This window comes from Novosphingobium sp. AAP93 (assembly GCF_001296055.1).
In the GTDB taxonomy this organism is placed as follows: Bacteria; Pseudomonadota; Alphaproteobacteria; order Sphingomonadales; family Sphingomonadaceae; genus Novosphingobium.
Map to the genome: position 1 here is coordinate 1 of NZ_LJHZ01000073.1, position 15,586 is coordinate 15,586.

15 protein-coding genes are annotated in these 15,586 nt (G+C 64.7%); 10 read left to right on the forward strand and 5 right to left on the reverse strand.

All coding sequences use genetic code 11. The features are described 5' to 3' along the window. Positions 1–67 precede the first annotated feature (67 nt). Both IP83_RS20245 and IP83_RS11710 read right to left on the reverse strand, forming a co-directional pair. Complete coding sequence (locus IP83_RS20245) at positions 68–373, reverse strand: hypothetical protein (RefSeq protein ID WP_156309691.1); 306 nt, start codon at positions 371–373, stop codon at positions 68–70. A 104-nt stretch (positions 374–477) separates the two neighbouring features. After that, a complete protein-coding gene (locus IP83_RS11710) occupies positions 478–966 on the reverse strand; it encodes a MarR family winged helix-turn-helix transcriptional regulator (RefSeq protein WP_054122407.1) in 489 nt (162 codons plus the stop codon). Positions 967–1,128: 162 nt separating this feature from the next. Between IP83_RS11710 and IP83_RS11715 the strand changes: the two genes are divergently transcribed. From IP83_RS11715 to IP83_RS11725, 3 genes are all read left to right on the forward strand, one after another. Beyond that, positions 1,129–3,642: a TonB-dependent receptor gene (locus tag IP83_RS11715; protein ID WP_054122408.1), complete on the forward strand. Its 2,514-nt coding sequence runs from the start codon at positions 1,129–1,131 to the stop codon at positions 3,640–3,642. Between the two features lie 153 nt (positions 3,643–3,795). Then, positions 3,796–4,212, forward strand: a complete 417-nt coding sequence (locus IP83_RS11720) for a nuclear transport factor 2 family protein (protein WP_054122409.1) — start codon at positions 3,796–3,798, stop codon at positions 4,210–4,212. 15 nt (positions 4,213–4,227) lie between these two features. Beyond that, positions 4,228–5,703: an aldehyde dehydrogenase gene (locus tag IP83_RS11725; RefSeq protein WP_054122410.1), complete on the forward strand. Its 1,476-nt coding sequence runs from the start codon at positions 4,228–4,230 to the stop codon at positions 5,701–5,703. 145 nt (positions 5,704–5,848) lie between these two features. Here the strand turns inward: IP83_RS11725 and IP83_RS11730 are convergent, their stop codons facing one another. From IP83_RS11730 to IP83_RS11740, 3 genes are read right to left on the reverse strand one after another with little or no spacing between them, the layout of a single operon-like run. Further along, complete coding sequence (locus tag IP83_RS11730) at positions 5,849–6,589, reverse strand: SDR family oxidoreductase (RefSeq protein WP_054122411.1); 741 nt, start codon at positions 6,587–6,589, stop codon at positions 5,849–5,851. A gap of 13 nt (positions 6,590–6,602) precedes the next feature. After that, on the reverse strand, positions 6,603–7,052 hold the full coding sequence (locus IP83_RS11735) for a nuclear transport factor 2 family protein (RefSeq protein ID WP_054122412.1): 450 nt from the start codon (positions 7,050–7,052) through the stop codon (positions 6,603–6,605). A gap of 12 nt (positions 7,053–7,064) precedes the next feature. Beyond that, entirely contained in the window at positions 7,065–7,454 is a 390-nt protein-coding gene (locus IP83_RS11740) for a nuclear transport factor 2 family protein (RefSeq protein WP_054122413.1), read from the reverse strand. Positions 7,455–7,534: 80 nt separating this feature from the next. Here IP83_RS11740 and IP83_RS11745 point away from each other — a divergent pair, with 80 nt between their 5' ends. The 7 genes from IP83_RS11745 to IP83_RS11775 all read left to right on the forward strand — a co-directional run bounded on the left by IP83_RS11745 (position 7,535) and on the right by IP83_RS11775 (position 15,552). Beyond that, positions 7,535–8,392, forward strand: coding sequence for a hypothetical protein (locus IP83_RS11745; protein WP_054122414.1), 858 nt, complete (start codon positions 7,535–7,537; stop codon positions 8,390–8,392). A gap of 68 nt (positions 8,393–8,460) precedes the next feature. Then, positions 8,461–10,662 (forward strand): PQQ-dependent dehydrogenase, methanol/ethanol family, encoded by a 2,202-nt coding sequence (locus IP83_RS11750; RefSeq protein WP_231625021.1) that lies wholly within the window; start codon positions 8,461–8,463, stop codon positions 10,660–10,662. A 123-nt stretch (positions 10,663–10,785) separates the two neighbouring features. Next, a complete protein-coding gene (locus IP83_RS11755) occupies positions 10,786–11,283 on the forward strand; it encodes a DUF3237 domain-containing protein (protein ID WP_054122415.1) in 498 nt (165 codons plus the stop codon). A 112-nt stretch (positions 11,284–11,395) separates the two neighbouring features. Next, positions 11,396–12,970, forward strand: coding sequence for an FAD-binding protein (locus IP83_RS11760; RefSeq protein WP_054122416.1), 1,575 nt, complete (start codon positions 11,396–11,398; stop codon positions 12,968–12,970). Then, positions 12,967–13,371, forward strand: a complete 405-nt coding sequence (locus tag IP83_RS11765; protein WP_054122417.1) for a cytochrome c — start codon at positions 12,967–12,969, stop codon at positions 13,369–13,371. The genes IP83_RS11760 and IP83_RS11765 overlap by 4 nt, the downstream gene beginning before the upstream one ends. Next, positions 13,371–13,724: a hypothetical protein gene (locus tag IP83_RS11770; RefSeq protein ID WP_054122418.1), complete on the forward strand. Its 354-nt coding sequence runs from the start codon at positions 13,371–13,373 to the stop codon at positions 13,722–13,724. The genes IP83_RS11765 and IP83_RS11770 overlap by 1 nt, the downstream gene beginning before the upstream one ends. Positions 13,725–13,986: 262 nt before the next feature. After that, a complete protein-coding gene (locus IP83_RS11775; protein WP_054122419.1) occupies positions 13,987–15,552 on the forward strand; it encodes an AMP-binding protein in 1,566 nt (521 codons plus the stop codon). The last annotated feature ends 34 nt before the right edge of the window (positions 15,553–15,586 follow it).

A 15,586-nucleotide genomic window follows, 5' to 3' on the forward strand; every position in this document is an offset into this window, starting at 1 on the left:
GAGGGCAGGTTTTGGGTGACGGTGCGGCGAGACGGTAAGGCTGAAGTTGGGTGGTTTGCGGTCATCCCTAAACCAGCTTTTCGCATGTCCCCCTGCCAACCACTGTGACTGTCTCTTTCAAATGCCGGGTGACGTAACCTCCGCTGACCTCTGAACCATCAGAGCAGAGGACTTCAATTCCGCCTTCCAAATCGGGAATACCCACGAAATATCCTAATGGAAGATCGGCTAGATTTTGGTGCAGTTCGCCGTTAGTAACTCGCGCAGAAGTGGCTAAGCCCGTCTTGTCATGAACGACGATATACCCAGTGAATTCTAAAGTAAGCCATCCAAGCAGGCACAAACAGAACAATGCGATCAAATAGCGGACCATTTTCGTTTTATGAGCTTAATTGAGAACGTCCGCAACGGGTTCGTAAGCTGAACGGCAGTATTCGATCTCGCCAAGGCCAAAAGCCGCCGCGCTCAGCCTCGCCCCTAACCCCCCGTCATCCGCGCCAGGATCGCCTGTGCCGCTGCGTGGAACACCGCGCGTTGCTTGGGGGTGAAATCCGCGAACAGGTGCCCGCCGATCTTTGCCATTGCGGGGATAGTCTGGCGGAACAGGTCCATGCCCGCCTCGGTCAGGCGCACCGGTTTGCGGCGGCGGTTGGTGGCGTCGGGGGCCTGTTCGACGAGGCCGCGTTCGGAAAGCGCGGCGATCGCGCGGCTCACGTTCATCGGGGGCAGGCCCATGATGTCCGACAGCTCATGGCCCGCCAGTTCGCCTTCGCCGCCGAGGGCGAGGATGATCTTGAGGTCGTTCTGGCTGAGCCCCATCGGTTCGGCCACGCCTTCGCGCATGGGGCGCGCGATGAAGGTGCCGAGCTTGAGCAGATCGACGAGGAGGGCGGCGTCCTCGCCCAGATCGAGTTCGGGGCGGGCGGCTTGGGGCGCGGCTTGGGGTTGGGCAGAGGTGGTGGCCATCGCGCGCTTATCGCGCCCGCCACGCGTGTCGGCAAGAGGGGCTTGCCAAGTGCAAATTTGTATGTCTAACTAACAATCGGTACGATCAATTGGTACGATCAGGCCGTACCGGCAAAGCTTATCGGGCCTCGCAGAAGGCCGTGCACGGAGAGGGGATCACCCATGGCAAAGTCACCTACGCTATCATTGCGTCTGCTCGCCGCCGGCAGCATGAGCGCCCTTGCGCTCGGCATGGCCGGGCCTGCCCTTGCCCAGACGGCTCCGCAGGATGCTGCGCAGGCCTCGGACGATACCGGTGCGATCAAGGAAATCGTCGTCACCGCGCAGTTCCGTTCGCAGAAGCTGCAGGATACGCCGATCGCGATCACCGCGATCACCGGCGACGCGCTCGAGCAGCGCAGCGCCAATGCACTGACCGATATCGCCAACTCGGCGCCGAGCGTGGTGCTGCGCCCGGCTTCGGCGGCGTTCGGCAACTCGATCACCGCGAGCATCCGCGGCTTTGGCCAGATCGACTTCAACCCGGCCTACGAGCCTGGCGTCGGCCTCTATATCGACGATGTCTACTATCCGCGCCTGACAGGTGCGAACTTCGATCTGCTCGATGTCGAGCGCGTCGAAGTGCTGCGCGGGCCGCAGGGCACGCTGACCGGGCGCAACTCGGAAGGCGGCGCGATCCGGTTCATCTCGCGCAAGCCGACCGGCGACGGCAGCGGTTACCTTTCGGCCACGTACGGCATTCGTAACCGCATCAACCTGCGCGGCAGCGCCGATTTCACCATCGCCAAGAATCTCTACGCGCGCATTTCGGGCACCTTTGCCGAACAGCAGGGCTTCGTGAACGTGCTCGACTATGGCTGCGCCAATCCCGGCAGTGGCCAGCCTTCGACCACCGGCGGCACCAAGTGCACGCGCTACAAGCTCGGGGATGTCGGATACCGCGCCCTGCGCGGAATCCTGCGCTACAATCCGTCGGACAAGCTCGATGTGATGATCAGCGCCGACTACACCAAGGACAGCCACAACAACGGCGCCGAAGTGCTGCTCTATGCCAACAACCCGAACCCCAACGTGCGGACGGTGGGCGGGCTTCCCTATGATTCGCGGTTCATCTGCGGGCGCTGGTGCAACTACACCTCGACCGGGCAGGAAGCGGGTTCGTTCGTCGCGGGGCTGATTCCGCCGCTCAATGGCTTCCCGCTAGCGGCCACGACCGGGCAGCAGTCTTCGGACTACGAAGGCTGGGGCGTTTCCGGCAATATCGATTTCAGCCTGAACGATGCCCTGAAGTTGCAGTCGATCACGGCCTATCGCGGCTGGAAATCGAGCTTCTCGATCGACAACGACCTTTCCCCGGCGCGCGTCGGCTTCGGCAACAACGAGCTGACCCACTGGTTCTGGAGCCAGGAACTGCGGCTCAACGCCAAGCTGGGCGAAATCGCCGACGCGACGGTGGGTGGTTACTACTCGGACGAGAAGACGACCTATTACACGCTGCAGGATATCCGCTATGTCGCGGCGAACATTCCGGGCGTCGGCCTGCTGCCGATCTTCCCGCTGCAATTCATCGGCAACGACCCGGTGCGCACCAAGTCGAAGGCGGTGTTTGGTACGGTGATCGTGCGGCCGACCAGCGCGCTGACGCTGACGGCCGGCGTGCGCTACACCAAGGACGAGAAGGCCTACACGTTCTTCCGCTACAATCTGGACGGGACGACCATCAACCCGTTCCTCGACCGGGTGGGCGCGCTCAACGGGGCGGGGTATGACGGCCCCAACGGCACCGCGCTGACGGGTCGTACTGCGCTGTTCAGCGGCGACCGGGTCGATTACCGCGTCTCGCTCGACTACCGCTTCTCGCCCGAAGTGCTCGCCTACGCGACGGTTTCAACGGGCTACAAGGCGGGCGGCGTCGGTCCGCGTCCGTTCAACGCGGCGCAGGCGCGCGGGTTCGGGCCGGAAAAGCTGACCTCCTATGAAATCGGCCTGAAGACCGACTTTTTCGACCGCCGCGTGCGCCTGAACCTTGCGGGCTTCTTCAACGACTTCAAGGATGCGCAACTGACCCTGCTCTCGTGCCCGCAGTTCGGTGGCCCCGGCCCCTGCGCGCTGCCGCAGAATGCCGGCAACGCGCATGTGAAGGGCGTCGAGGCCGAACTGTTTGCCCGCCCGGTCGACGGACTCCAGATCGATGCGTCGATCAGCTACATCGACTGGAAGTGGAAGTGCGTGAACCCGGCGGTGGTCGGCGGCGCATCGGGGCCGTGCTCGAGCGATCCGGCGGTTGTCGGCCTGCTTTCGCCCAAACCGCGCGGCCTGATCAAGACCAAGTGGAGCTTCGGAATCCAGTATGACGCCGAAGTGAACAACATCGGCACGTTCACGCCGCGCTTCGACATCTCGTATCAGTCGAGCCTTGCCGGCGGTGACGTGGCTCCGACGCCGGGTTCGCCTTCGGAGCTGTTCGGGCAGGTGCCGGGCTTCACCATCGCCAATGCGCGCCTGACCTGGCAGAACGTGAAGAAGGACCTGTCGATCGCGTTCGAAGTGACCAACCTGTTCGACAAGTACTACTTCCTCAGCAAGTTCGACCTGACGGGTGCGGGCGCCGGTGCGATCACCGGCCAGCCGGGCCGTCCGCGCGAATGGGGGGTGACGATCAAGAAGAAATTCTGAGCTCAGAATTCAGTCCCGATCATGGGGGGAAGGGGCGGTCCCGCGCGGGCTGCCCCTTTTTCATGAAGCTGCCGGGCGTGCTTGCGCTAATCGTATCATTTGTTAGTGTTTATGGGAGCCGAATCCGGCCATCGCCAAGGGAGAGTCAGCGAGATGCTCGATAGAGCCGCCTACGACCGCTATCTGGCCGCGTTCAACGCACGCGATTATGACAAGGTCGCGGACTTCTATGTCGATCCGCCGCAGATGGAATTCTTCGGGATCGTGATCACCTCGCGGCAGGAACTGAAGGACTTCTACGCCTGGCTGCACGACAATGTGGACGAGCATGTGCGGGTGCTGAACTTTGCGGCGGGCGAGACCTGCACGGCCATCGACGCGATCGTGCGCATCACGGCGAAAAAGGACCTCACGCGCGAGGCGCTGGACGCGAAGGGCGCGACGGGGTTCTTTCCGATCACGGCAGGTGAGAGCCAGGAAATCCGCCAGTTCATTTTCTACACCACGCGCGGCGGGCTGATCGAGAAAGTCGAATGCGCCTTGCCGCCGCCGCTTGATGCTTCTGCCTGAAAGGACGTTTTCTTCATGACTTTGCTTCCCCAGGGCGTCTCCATTGCGCATCCCGAGCATCTCTACATCGGCGGCGCGTGGGTAGCCGCGAACAGCGGGCGGCTGATCGAGCTGATCTCGCCCGATACCGAGCAAGTCGTGGCGCGGGTGGCCGAGGCGGACGCAGCCGATATGGACGCGGCCGTCGCGGCGGCGCGCGCGGCGTTTGACCAAGGACCGTGGCCGCTGATGGCGCCGGCGGAGCGGATCGCGGCGTTCCGGCGCATGGTCGGCCATCTGCGCACGCGGGTCGATGAGCTGGCGAAGTGCTGGACGGCGCAGATGGGCGGACTCGCGAGCTTTGCCGGGCCAATGCACGCCGGATCGGTCGCGGTGCTGGAGGGGCTGGCGGCGATGGCGGAGGGCTTTGCGTTCGTCGAGCAGCGGCCGAGCATGGGGGCGGCGGCGGGGTTCGTCGCCTATGAGCCGGTCGGCGTGGTGGCGGCCATCGCGCCGTGGAACGGGCCGTTCGGGATCATGGCCAACAAGGTCGCCTATGCGCTGCTGGCGGGCTGTCCGGTGATCATGAAGCCTTCGCCGGAAACGCCGCTGGAGGCCTATATCATTGCCGAGGCGGCGGAAGCGGCGGGACTTCCGGCGGGGGTGGTGAACCTCGTCAACGGGCACCGCGAGGCGAGTGATCACCTCGTGTGCAATCCGGGCGTGGACAAGGTGAGCTTCACCGGATCGACCGTGGCGGGGCAGCGCATCGCCTCGGTCTGCGGGGAGCGGATCGCGCGCTGCACGCTGGAATTGGGCGGCAAGTCGGCCGCGCTGGTGCGGGATGACTTTCCCATCGATGTGGCGGCGAAGATGCTGACGGGCACGATCACGATGATGAGCGGGCAAGTCTGCGCAATGCTGAGCCGTGTCATCGTCCCGCGCGCGCGGCATGATGAACTGGCCGAGGCGATTGCGGGCGAGATGGCGAAGGTGGTGATCGGGCATTCGGATGACCCGGCGGCGCACCTGGGGCCGCTGGCGATGGAGCGGCAGCGGGACCGCGTGGAGATGTATATTGCAGAGGGGCGCAAGGTGGCCGATCTGGTCTGCGGTGGCGGGCGGCCCGCGCATCTCAACCAGGGCTTCTTTATCGAGCCGACGCTGTTCGCCAATGTGCCCAACGACAGCCGGATCGCGCAGGAAGAGATCTTCGGACCAGTGCTCAGCCTGATCCCGGCGGAGGACGAGGAGGACATGATCCGCATCGCCAACGACAGCCGCTTCGGCCTGAATGGCTCGGTGCTGACGCACGATGTCGATGCGGCCTACCGGATCGGGCGGCGCGTGCGCACAGGCGGGTTCGGGCAGAATGGCCTCAGGATGGATTTCGGGCTGCCCTATGGCGGGTTCAAGCAATCCGGCATCGGGCGCGAAGGCGGGCGCGAGGGGTTCATGGCCTATCTGGAGGTCAAGACCCTGCTGCTGGATGGGGTGCCGAGCGCGCTTTGACAGAACACCGGACAGTAACCTCTCCTTCGCCCCGTGCTTGACACGGGGCTGGGCTCTTCTTTGAGCGCCGCGCCGCACAAGGAAAGCCAAGGCCCTTGTCAAGCACGGGCCGACAAGGGCTTTTCCGGGGGAGAGCTGGTCCTGGTTATCCGAGTTCCACGCAGCCGCCGTCTACGTACAAGTCCACGCCGTTGATGAAGCTGGCTTCCTTGCTGGCGAGGAACAGGACGGCGCGGGCGACTTCTTCCGCCTCGCCCATGCGGCCCATGGGGACCACGCCGCCGAGCATCGCGCGGGTGGCTTCGATTTCGGCTTCGCTGGCGCCGCGCTTGAAGATTTCGGTCTCGGTCGGGCCGGGGCTGACCATGTTGACGCGGATCTTGCGGGGGAGGAGTTCTTTGCCGACGGTCCTCGCCATGGCGCGCAGGCCGGCCTTTGCGGAGGCATAGGCGACGTTTCCGGCGAGCGCGAGTTCGCTGCCGATCGAGCCGGTGATGACGATCGCGCCGCCGTCGCGCAGCAGTGGCAGCGCGGACTGGATCGCGAAGAACGCGCCGCGCAAATTGACGTTGTGGATGCCGTCCCAGAATTCCTCGGTGACGTGCGGCATCGCGGCAAACCCGCCGACCCCGGCATTGACAAGCAGGACGTCGATCCCGCCGAGACTGTGCTCGATTTCGGTGAGCGCGGCCTTTGTTTGCGCCACATCGCCCATGTCGCTGGATATGCCGAGTGCGCCCAACTCTTCGGCGGCGGCGGCGAGGGTCTCGCGGTTGCGGCCGGTGATCGCGAGTTTGGCGCCCTCGGCGGCGAACATCCTTGCGGCGGCGAGGCCGATCCCGGCATTGCCGCCGAGGATGACGACGCATTTGTCGGTAAAGCGCATGGGCCCCCCCCCCTCAGAACATCGTGTTGGTGTTGGCGGCGGTCTCGGGGACCGGGCTGATCACGTCCCAGTGTTCCATGACTTTGCAGCCCTCGACGCGGAAGATGTCCACCACCGCGAAGCCGCGCTTCTGTTCGGGGGTGCCATCCTCCTGCCAGCCATGGCTGTGCACCGCGACGAGGTTGCCGTCCGCGATGATGCGGCGGATGTCGGTCTTCTGACCCGGATTGCCCTCGACGAACTTGGTGAGGAACTGGATCGCGGCTTCGCGGCCGGTCTGGGCGTAGGGATTGTGCTGGATATAGCCCGGATCGACCCACGTCTCGAACGAGGAGCGCACTTTCTTCTCGATATAGAATTCCTGCATGAACTGCGTGACGACCTGCTTGGGGGTGAGCTTGCAGGTCTCCGCGTGAGCGGAGGGGGCAGCGAGCAAGGCGAGGGCGATGAGGGCGCGGCGCATGGGGTTTCCTTTTCAGAACATCGAGTTGGGATTGACGGGATGGGCGGGTACGTCCTGCAGCACGTCCCAGTGTTCGACGATCATGCCGCCATCGCAGCGGAAGATATCGACCACGGCAAGGCCGGGATCGCCGGGCCAGCGCTCGACATGGGTGTGGACGATCACGTGATCGCCATCGGCAAAGCTGCGGTGGATGGTCTGCTTCGCATCAGGGGATTCCACCTTCACGTGATCGAGAAAGGCCTTCAGCGCATCCCGGCCGGGCGGGGCGAGCATGGAGTGCTGGATGTAATCGGGCGAAATGTAGCGGTCGACCGCGCCGCTATCCATCGCGATGAGGACCTTGTGGTACATCTCGATCACGAGGTCATGGTTGGCCTGTTCGGCGGCGGTCCGCGCCATCGACTCTCTCCCCTTTTATTCTAACATTTGATACGGTATGCCGGAAAGCGAAGGGCGGTAAAGCCCCCATGGGAGAGATTATGGACCGCGTTGGTCTCTATGCCGCACTCGATCAGTTCCTGGCCGCTTTGAACGCGGGGGATCATACCCGGCTGACCTGGGCCAAGGGCGCACAGCATAGCGAAAACAATGTGATGCTTGAGATCGGTGACGGGGTTTGGGGCACGATCCAGCGGCTGGGCGATTACCAGCTGCGCTTTGCCGATACGCGCACAGGCCAAGTCGGCTACTTCGGCACGGTGATCGAGGCGATCGAGGAATCCGCCTTCACGCTGCGGCTGAAGATCGACGAGGCGGGGGCGATTGCCGAGTGCGAGATGCTGATCGTGCGGCAGTCCGACAGCGGCATCAAGTTCGAGAACCCGCGCTACTGGGACAAGCCGATCCTGCACCGAGAAGTCGTGGCGCCGGTGCCGCGCGATGAGATGGTGCGGCTCTCCAACGGCTATTTCGATACGCTCCAGCGGAACGACGGGACGATCCACACCAAGTTCCATCCCGATTGCAACCGGGTGGAAAACGGCGTGCAGACGACGCGCAATCCGGAGTTCGCCAAGATCGTGCCGGTTTCCGCGCTGGGCTGCGAGGAGCAGTTCCGCATGGGCAACTACCGCTATGACGATGACCTGCGGGCGCGGCGGTTTCCTTTGGTGGACGAGGAGCGGGGGCTGGTGCTGGCCTATGGCTTCATCGACCATTCGGGCCGCATCGACGAGTACCAGCTGACCGACGGGCGGAGGGTGAAAAGCCCGGTGCGGCGGCCGCACAGCTTCTACATCGCCGAGCTTTTCAAGATCGACCACGGCATGATCGAGCAGATCGAGGCGAACTTCATCACGGTGCCATACCGGATGCCAAGCCCATGGGATTCGCTGTGATGCGGGTGTTGGCGCGGGCGTCTGTGCGGGCATGCTTCGACAAGCTCAGCATGAGCGGGGTTGGGAGAGTGCGGCTTAAACAAACCCCGCTCACCCTGAGCTTGTCGAAGGGTGTTTGCGCGGCGCTGGCGGCACTGGCCCTCGGCGCAGCGCCGCCGATGGTGGGGGCGGGGTCTGAATGGCTTAGCCCGGGCGGGGATGCGGGCAAGACGCACCATTCGGCGCTGACGCAGATCAACGCTAGCAATGTCAGCACGCTGGGCCTTGCCTGGCAGGCCGAACTGGGCACCGCGCGGGGGATGGAAGCGACGCCGGTGATGGTCGGCGGGGTGCTTTATACTTCGGGCGTCGCGGGGCGGGCCTATGCCTTCGATGCGGCGACGGGCAAGCAGCTCTGGGCGTTCGAGCCCGATATCGACATGCAGCTCAATCGCACCGCCTGCTGCGACATGGTCAACCGCGGTGTCGCGGTGGCGCGGGGCAAGGTCTTTGTCGCGACGCTCGATGGCTGGATGTATGCGCTCGATGCGAAGACCGGTGCGGTGGTGTGGAAGACCGATTTCATCGAGAACCGCAAGAAGGGCGACAATTCGACCGGCGCGCCGGAAGTGGCGGGCGATGTCGTCGTGATCGGCATGGGCGGCGCGGAATACGATGTGCGCGGCTATGTGACCGCGCTCGATCTGGAGACGGGCAAGCTGCGCTGGCGCTGGCATGTGGTGCCGCACGATCCGGCGCTGGGGCCGCAGGAGACGCCCGAACTGGAAGCGGCGCTGGGGACCTGGGACCCCAAGAGCCGCTGGGACGTGGGCGGCGGCGGCGCGCCTTGGGATGCCATCGCGTTCGATCCCGAGACGGGCTTTCTGCTGGTCGGCACCGGCAATGGCGGGCCTTATGCCACCTCCAAGCGCAGCCCGGCGGGGGGTGACAACCTCTATCTCGGCAGCCTTGTCGCGCTCGATCCGAAGACGGGCCGCATGGTCTGGCACTATCAGGAAACGCCGGGAGACAACTGGGACTTCACCTCGACCCAGCCGCTTATCCTGACGCACCTGAAGGTGGATGGCGCGGACCGTTCGGTGATCCTCCATGCGCCCAAGAACGGCTTTCTCTATGTGATCGACCGGGGAACCGGCAAACTGCTCAAGGCCAATCCGCTGGTGCGGATGAACTGGGCCAAGGGGATCGACCAGGCGACGGGCCGGCCGATCCTGACGCCGGGGGAAAGCGACTATACCAATGGGCCGAAGATCGTGTTTCCGGCGACGCCCGGCGCGCGCAACTGGCATCCCGCGTCGTTCGATCCGGCGACGGGACTCTATTATGCGGCGGTGCTCGATCTGGGGAACCTGATCTTCATGACGCCGGGGCAGAAGCCCTTGAAAGCGCGCGGGCTCAACAACGATGCGGCACTGATCTTCACCACCGATGTCAAGGACGCGCTGGGCGCGTTCCCCGCGCCGATGGCCGATGCGGTGCGTGCGCTGCCGGCCTATGCCGAGGCGCTGAAGGACCCGGGTACTGCGCAGATCCGGGCGATCGAACCGCTGACGGGCAAGACCGTGTGGGCGGCGAACACAGCCGGATGGCAGGACCGCGCAGGCGTGCTGACGACGGCTTCGGGGCTTCTGATCCACGGCGATGTGGGCGGTCGGCTCTACGTGCGCGAGACGAAGACGGGCAAGGTGCTCAAGACCATCGAGACGGGCACGCCGATCATGGCCGCGCCGATGACCTATCAGGTGAACGGCGTGCAGTACGTGGCGGTCATGGCCGGGTGGGGCGGGGGCGGGTTCCCGTTCGTGCCGCGCTATGCGGCCGCCTATGACCGAGGGAACATGAACAGGCTGCTGGTGTTCAGGCTGGGTGGGGGGAAGGTCACGCTGCCGCCGCTGCTGCCGCCCCTCGAAGTCGCGCCCGAACCTCCCGCGCAGGCGACGGGCGTCACGGCGGAGACCATCGCGCGCGGGCAGGGGCTGTTCTTCGGCAATTGCGCAATCTGCCATGCCAACCGGCACCGCTCGATCACCCCGGACCTCCGGCGCATGCAGCCGGGGACGCACGCAATGTTCCGCGAGATCGTGCTCGAAGGCGCGTTGGTGCCGGGCGGGATGCCGCGCTGGGACGATGTGCTCTCGTCCGGGGATGCCGATGCGATCCACGCCTATCTGATCGACCAGCAGAAGCAGACGCGGGCCGACGAGCTGGCGAAGCAGAAGGCGGGCAAGCCGCTCGACGGGCCGAGCCTGACGATCTTGAGCAATTATTGAGGACCGAACCAAACCCGCTCACCCTGAGCTTGTCGAAGGGTGTTGGCGCGACCGTCGCGGATGATGCTTCGACAAGCTCAGCATGAGCGGGTTTTGGGGAATGGGTCAAAGAGAGGGGTACCCATGGACTTTTCGACGCTCGACAATCCCCGGCTGGAGTTCGCTTTTGCCTGCACCCTGCAGTTCACGCGGGTGCAGGCGGTGCCGGATGTGCCTTCGGGCGGCATGCGCAGCGCGGTCTATGTCGATAGCGGAACGTTCGAGGGGCCGCGGCTGAAGGGCCGGGCCGTGCCCAATTCGGGGGGGGATTATGCTCTGTTCCGGCCTGATGACACGGCGGTGTTCGACGCGCGCTACATGCTCGAAGTCGATGACGGCACGCTGATCTACATGCAGAACAAGGGGTTCCTGTGGGGACGTGAGCCGGGGACGATGGACCGGCTGCGGCAGTGGGCCTTTGCCGGTGGCGCGCCGGTACCGCATGCCGAATACTACCTGCGCGCGCAGCCGACCTTCGAGACGAGCAAGGGCCCGCACGACTGGCTGACGCGGCACGTGTTCATCGGCGTCGGTGAGCGGCGGCCGGACGGCAACCACGTGCGGTATTATGCCCTGACTTAGGCGGCCTTGGCCCCCTCCTCTGAAGAGGAGGGGGAGTTAGGCTTGACGGCTCCCAATTCTCGCGCCACAACGATAACAATTGGTAGAAAATAAGCATGGGAGAATTCTGCCGGTGAAGCTGCACCTGCCGCCCCGCGTCAGCCCCAAGGCCTTCGATGCCATGCTCACCGCTGCGGCGGGCGTGGTCGGCAAGGACTGGGTCATGGCAAGCGATGCCGACCGCGACGCCTATTCGGATGTCTATGCGCCGGGCTCTCCGGAGGAATGGCCCGCCAGCGCCGCGATTGCACCCGCGAGCGTCGAGGAAGTGCGCGCGATCGTGCGGCTGGCGAACGAGCACAAGACGCCGCTCTGGCCGGTCGCGCGTGGCAAGAACCTTGGGTACGGGACGGCGGCGCCACGTATGGCGGGCTCCATCGTGCTCGATCTCGGACGGATGAACCGGATCCTCGAGCTTGATGCCAAGCTCGCCTATTGCGTGGTCGAGCCGGGGGTAGGTTTCTTCGACCTGTATGAGGCGGTTCAGCGCGAGAAGCTGCCGCTGTGGCTTTCGGTGCCGGGCAATGCCTGGGGTTCGGTGCTCGGCAATGCGCTGGAACATGGCATTGGCTACACGCCTTATGGCCTTCATGCGCGCAACTTGTGCGGGATCGAGGCGGTGCTGCCCGATGGCGATCTGTTGCGCACCGGGATGGGCGCGATGGCAGGCAATCCCGCGTGGCACCTGTTCCCGATGAGCTACGGGCCGACGTTCGACCTTGCGTTCTCGCAGTCCAATCTTGGCATCGTGACCAAGGCGGGCGTGTGGATGCAGCCCGCGCCGGAGAGCTCGCTCGAACTGGTGTTCGACATCCCGGCGGCGGAAGATATCGGCTGGGTGATCGACACTATCGCCCCGCTCAAGATCTCCGGGCTGATCGACCAGAACGTGTTCATCCCGAGCTGGCTCGGCAAGATGGTGCTGAAGGGCCAGCGCAAGGATTTCTGGGACAAGCCGACGGCGATTCCCGAAGCGCGGGTGCAGGAGCTGCTGAAGGAGCACAAGCTGGGCTACTGGCAGGTGGCGCTGCGGCTCTACGGCGAGGAAGGCGTGGTCAAGGCCAAGGCCGATGTGGTCAAGGCGGCGATGAAGCGCAATCTGGCCGCGCCGCCGGAGGAGCACTGGTGGCACCCGGGCGACTACATCCACGGGGTCGAGATCACGATGGGTGTGCCGTCTGCCGTGCCCTTGCAGATGAGCGACTGGATCGGCGGGCGCGGGGCGCACATGGGCTTTTCGCCGGTGGTGCCGGCGACGGGCAAACATGTGCTCGATCAGATGCACCGCAGCCGCAAGATCATCTCGGACTTCGATGTCGATTTCTACGCGAGCTTCACGATCGGCGGGCGCTTTGCCAACAACGTCAACATGCTGATGTACGACCGCGACAATGCGGCGGAAGTGGCGAAGATGCGGCGGCTGTTCGACACGCTGATCAGCGAGACGGCCAAGGCCGGCTATGCCGAATACCGCACCCATCTGGGCTGGATGGACCCGGTGATGGATACCTTCGATTTCAACGGCCACGCGCTGCGCCGGTTCGGCGAGAAGGTGAAGAACGCGCTCGATCCCAATGGGGTGGTGGCGCCGGGCAAGCAGGGGATCTGGCCTGCCGCCTATGCGGATCAGAGAGGAGGCAAGGCATGAAGCGGTTTGTCTTCGCTGCCGCGATGCTGACTTGCGCGGCTTCTGTTGCTGCCCTGCCGCCCGGTCCTCCGCCGGGACCGCCGCCGCCCTACCAGATGCGGCCCGTGGCACCTGCGGGTGACCGGCTGAAGCCGGGTGGGGACGGCAAGACGCTGTTCGAGGTGCACTGCGGCTATTGCCATCTCACCGGCGGGATGGGCACCAACCTGCTCACCAAGCAGCGGATGATGATGGGCGAGACGCCGGACAAGGGCCTGCTTGCCAACCGGACGGACCTGACCGCGGACTACGTGAAAAGCGTGGTGCGCATGGGCAAGGGCGCGATGCCGGGACAGACCAAGGTGGACGTGACCGACGTCGAGCTGGACGCGGTTGCCAGGTACCTCGGGAAGGCGGGCTGATGCGGATGGATCGGCGCGGGGTGCTGAAAGGCGGGGCGCTCGCGGGTGTTGCCGTTGCGGTGCCGGTAGGGGCGCGGGCGGCTGAGGTATTGGTGGTCTACGACAGCCGTCTGCCCGAATCCGCGAGTTTTGGCGGCGGTCAGGGGATCGACCTTGCGCACGTTTCGCTGCGGGATGCCCATGGCCTGATGGCCGGGGCGACGCGGGTCGAGGGGCTGACGCGGTGGAGCGACTGGACTGTGCTGCGCGGTCTGCTGGAAGAGCAGGGCTTGCGGAGGACGGCGGAGACGCGCTTGCAGGCGCCGCTTTCCGGGCATGACGGGCTGCTGCGTTGGAGCATGGCGGCGCGCTGACAAGACATTTCCCCACGTGAAACTTGACCGCTCCGGAGCGTTTCGTGGCGGGGGCTGTCCGAGCCTAGATGGAAGGCGTTGCTCCTGCCTCTGCGGGCAGGGCTGCTTGAACCGCCGGGCAAGCTGATTTAGTATGCAACACTAACAATCGGCGCCGGATGATCGGAGTCGGGAGAGAGTTTGCTGTCATGGCCGGCACGGCGGAACCGCTTGGGCCAAGCGGCCCCCGGCCCGGACATCAACCTTTGGGGATAAAAGCACAATGCGTGCCATCGACTATTTCGACCGCGGCCATGACCGGGATCCTTCGCGCCTTGCGATCATCGATACCGAGACCGGCCTCAAGCTGACTTTTGCCGAGACCAAGGCGCTCTCCGAACGCATCGCCGCCGCGCTCCAGAAGCACGGATTCGAGAACCAGGACCTGCTTGGGCTCTATGGCCCGAACGACGGCATGCTGCTGGTGGTGCTGCTCGCGATGTGGCGGGCCAACGGGAAGTGGATCCCGGTCAACACCCGCAACGCGATCGACGCCAATGCGGGCTACATCAACTACGTGCGGCTGAAGTGGCTGGTCTATCACTCGTCGAAGGCGGATGAAGTCCAGCAGATCAAGGACCTCTGCCCCACGCTCCAGCATTTCGTGTGCCTCGACAAGCGCATGGGCGATGACCCGAGCCTCGAGGAGTTCATGGCCGGGACGAGCGAGGCCGATTTCGTCGAGCCCGAGATCGATGCCTTCGCCAACCTGATGGACATGGTCGGCATTTTCCCGACCGGCGGCACGACCGGCCCTTCGAAGGGCGCCAACGTGACCAACCTCGGCTGGGGCACGATGATCGAGACCGCGGCGGACGGCATGGGCGGGCGGACGGACAGCCCGGTCGCGCTGGTCTCCGCGCCGATCACCCATGCGGCGGGGCCGATCGCGCTTTCGACGCTGAGCCTGGGCGCGACGCAGGTGATCCTGCCCGGCTTCGATGCCGAGGACGTGCTGCGGACGATCGCGGCGTACAAGGTCACGCACATGTACCTGCCGCCGACGGCGATGTACCAGTGCCTGGCAAGCCCGGAGATCGGCCAGCACGACTATTCGTCGCTGAAGATCTTCATCCTCGTCGGCTCGCCTTGCAGCCCGGAGAAGCTGCGGCAGGCGGTGGAGATCTTCGGGCCCTGCATGTGCCAGGCCTATGGGCAGGTGGAATGCCCGATGATCGTCGCGTGGTTCCCGCCCGAGGACGTCGCCAAGTTTGCCTATGAGGCGCCGGAAAAGCTGGCAGCTTGCGGCAAGCCGACGCGCTCGATCAAGGTGACGCTGATGGACGACGACGGCAATCACGTGGCCCAGGGCGAGGCGGGCGAAATCTGCGTGCGCGGCGCGCTGGTGACGCATTCCTACTTCGAGAAGCCCGAGGAAACCGCCGAGATCCGCAAGTTCGGCTGGCACCACACCGGCGACGTCGGCAAGTTCGACAAGGACGGCTATCTCTACATCGTCGACCGCAAGAAGGACATGGTCGTCTCCGGCGGGTTCAACGTGTTCACGGCGGAAGTCGAGGCGGCGGTGACTGAGCTTGGCGCCGTGCGCGAGGCCTGCGTGTTTGGCATCCCGCACGAGAAGTGGGGCGAGCAGGTTCATGCCGTCGTCGTGGCGGACGGGATCACCGAAGCGGAGATCATCGCCCATACCAAGGAGCGGCTGGGCGGGGTGAAGGCGCCCAAGTCGGTCGAGTTCATCGACGCGATCCCACGGACTGCCGCAGGGAAGATGGACAAGAAGGAACTGCGCAAAAAGTACTGGGGCGATGCGCAGCGTATGGTGAATTGATCCCAGCTCGTTTAAACACCCGATTAAAGAGTCC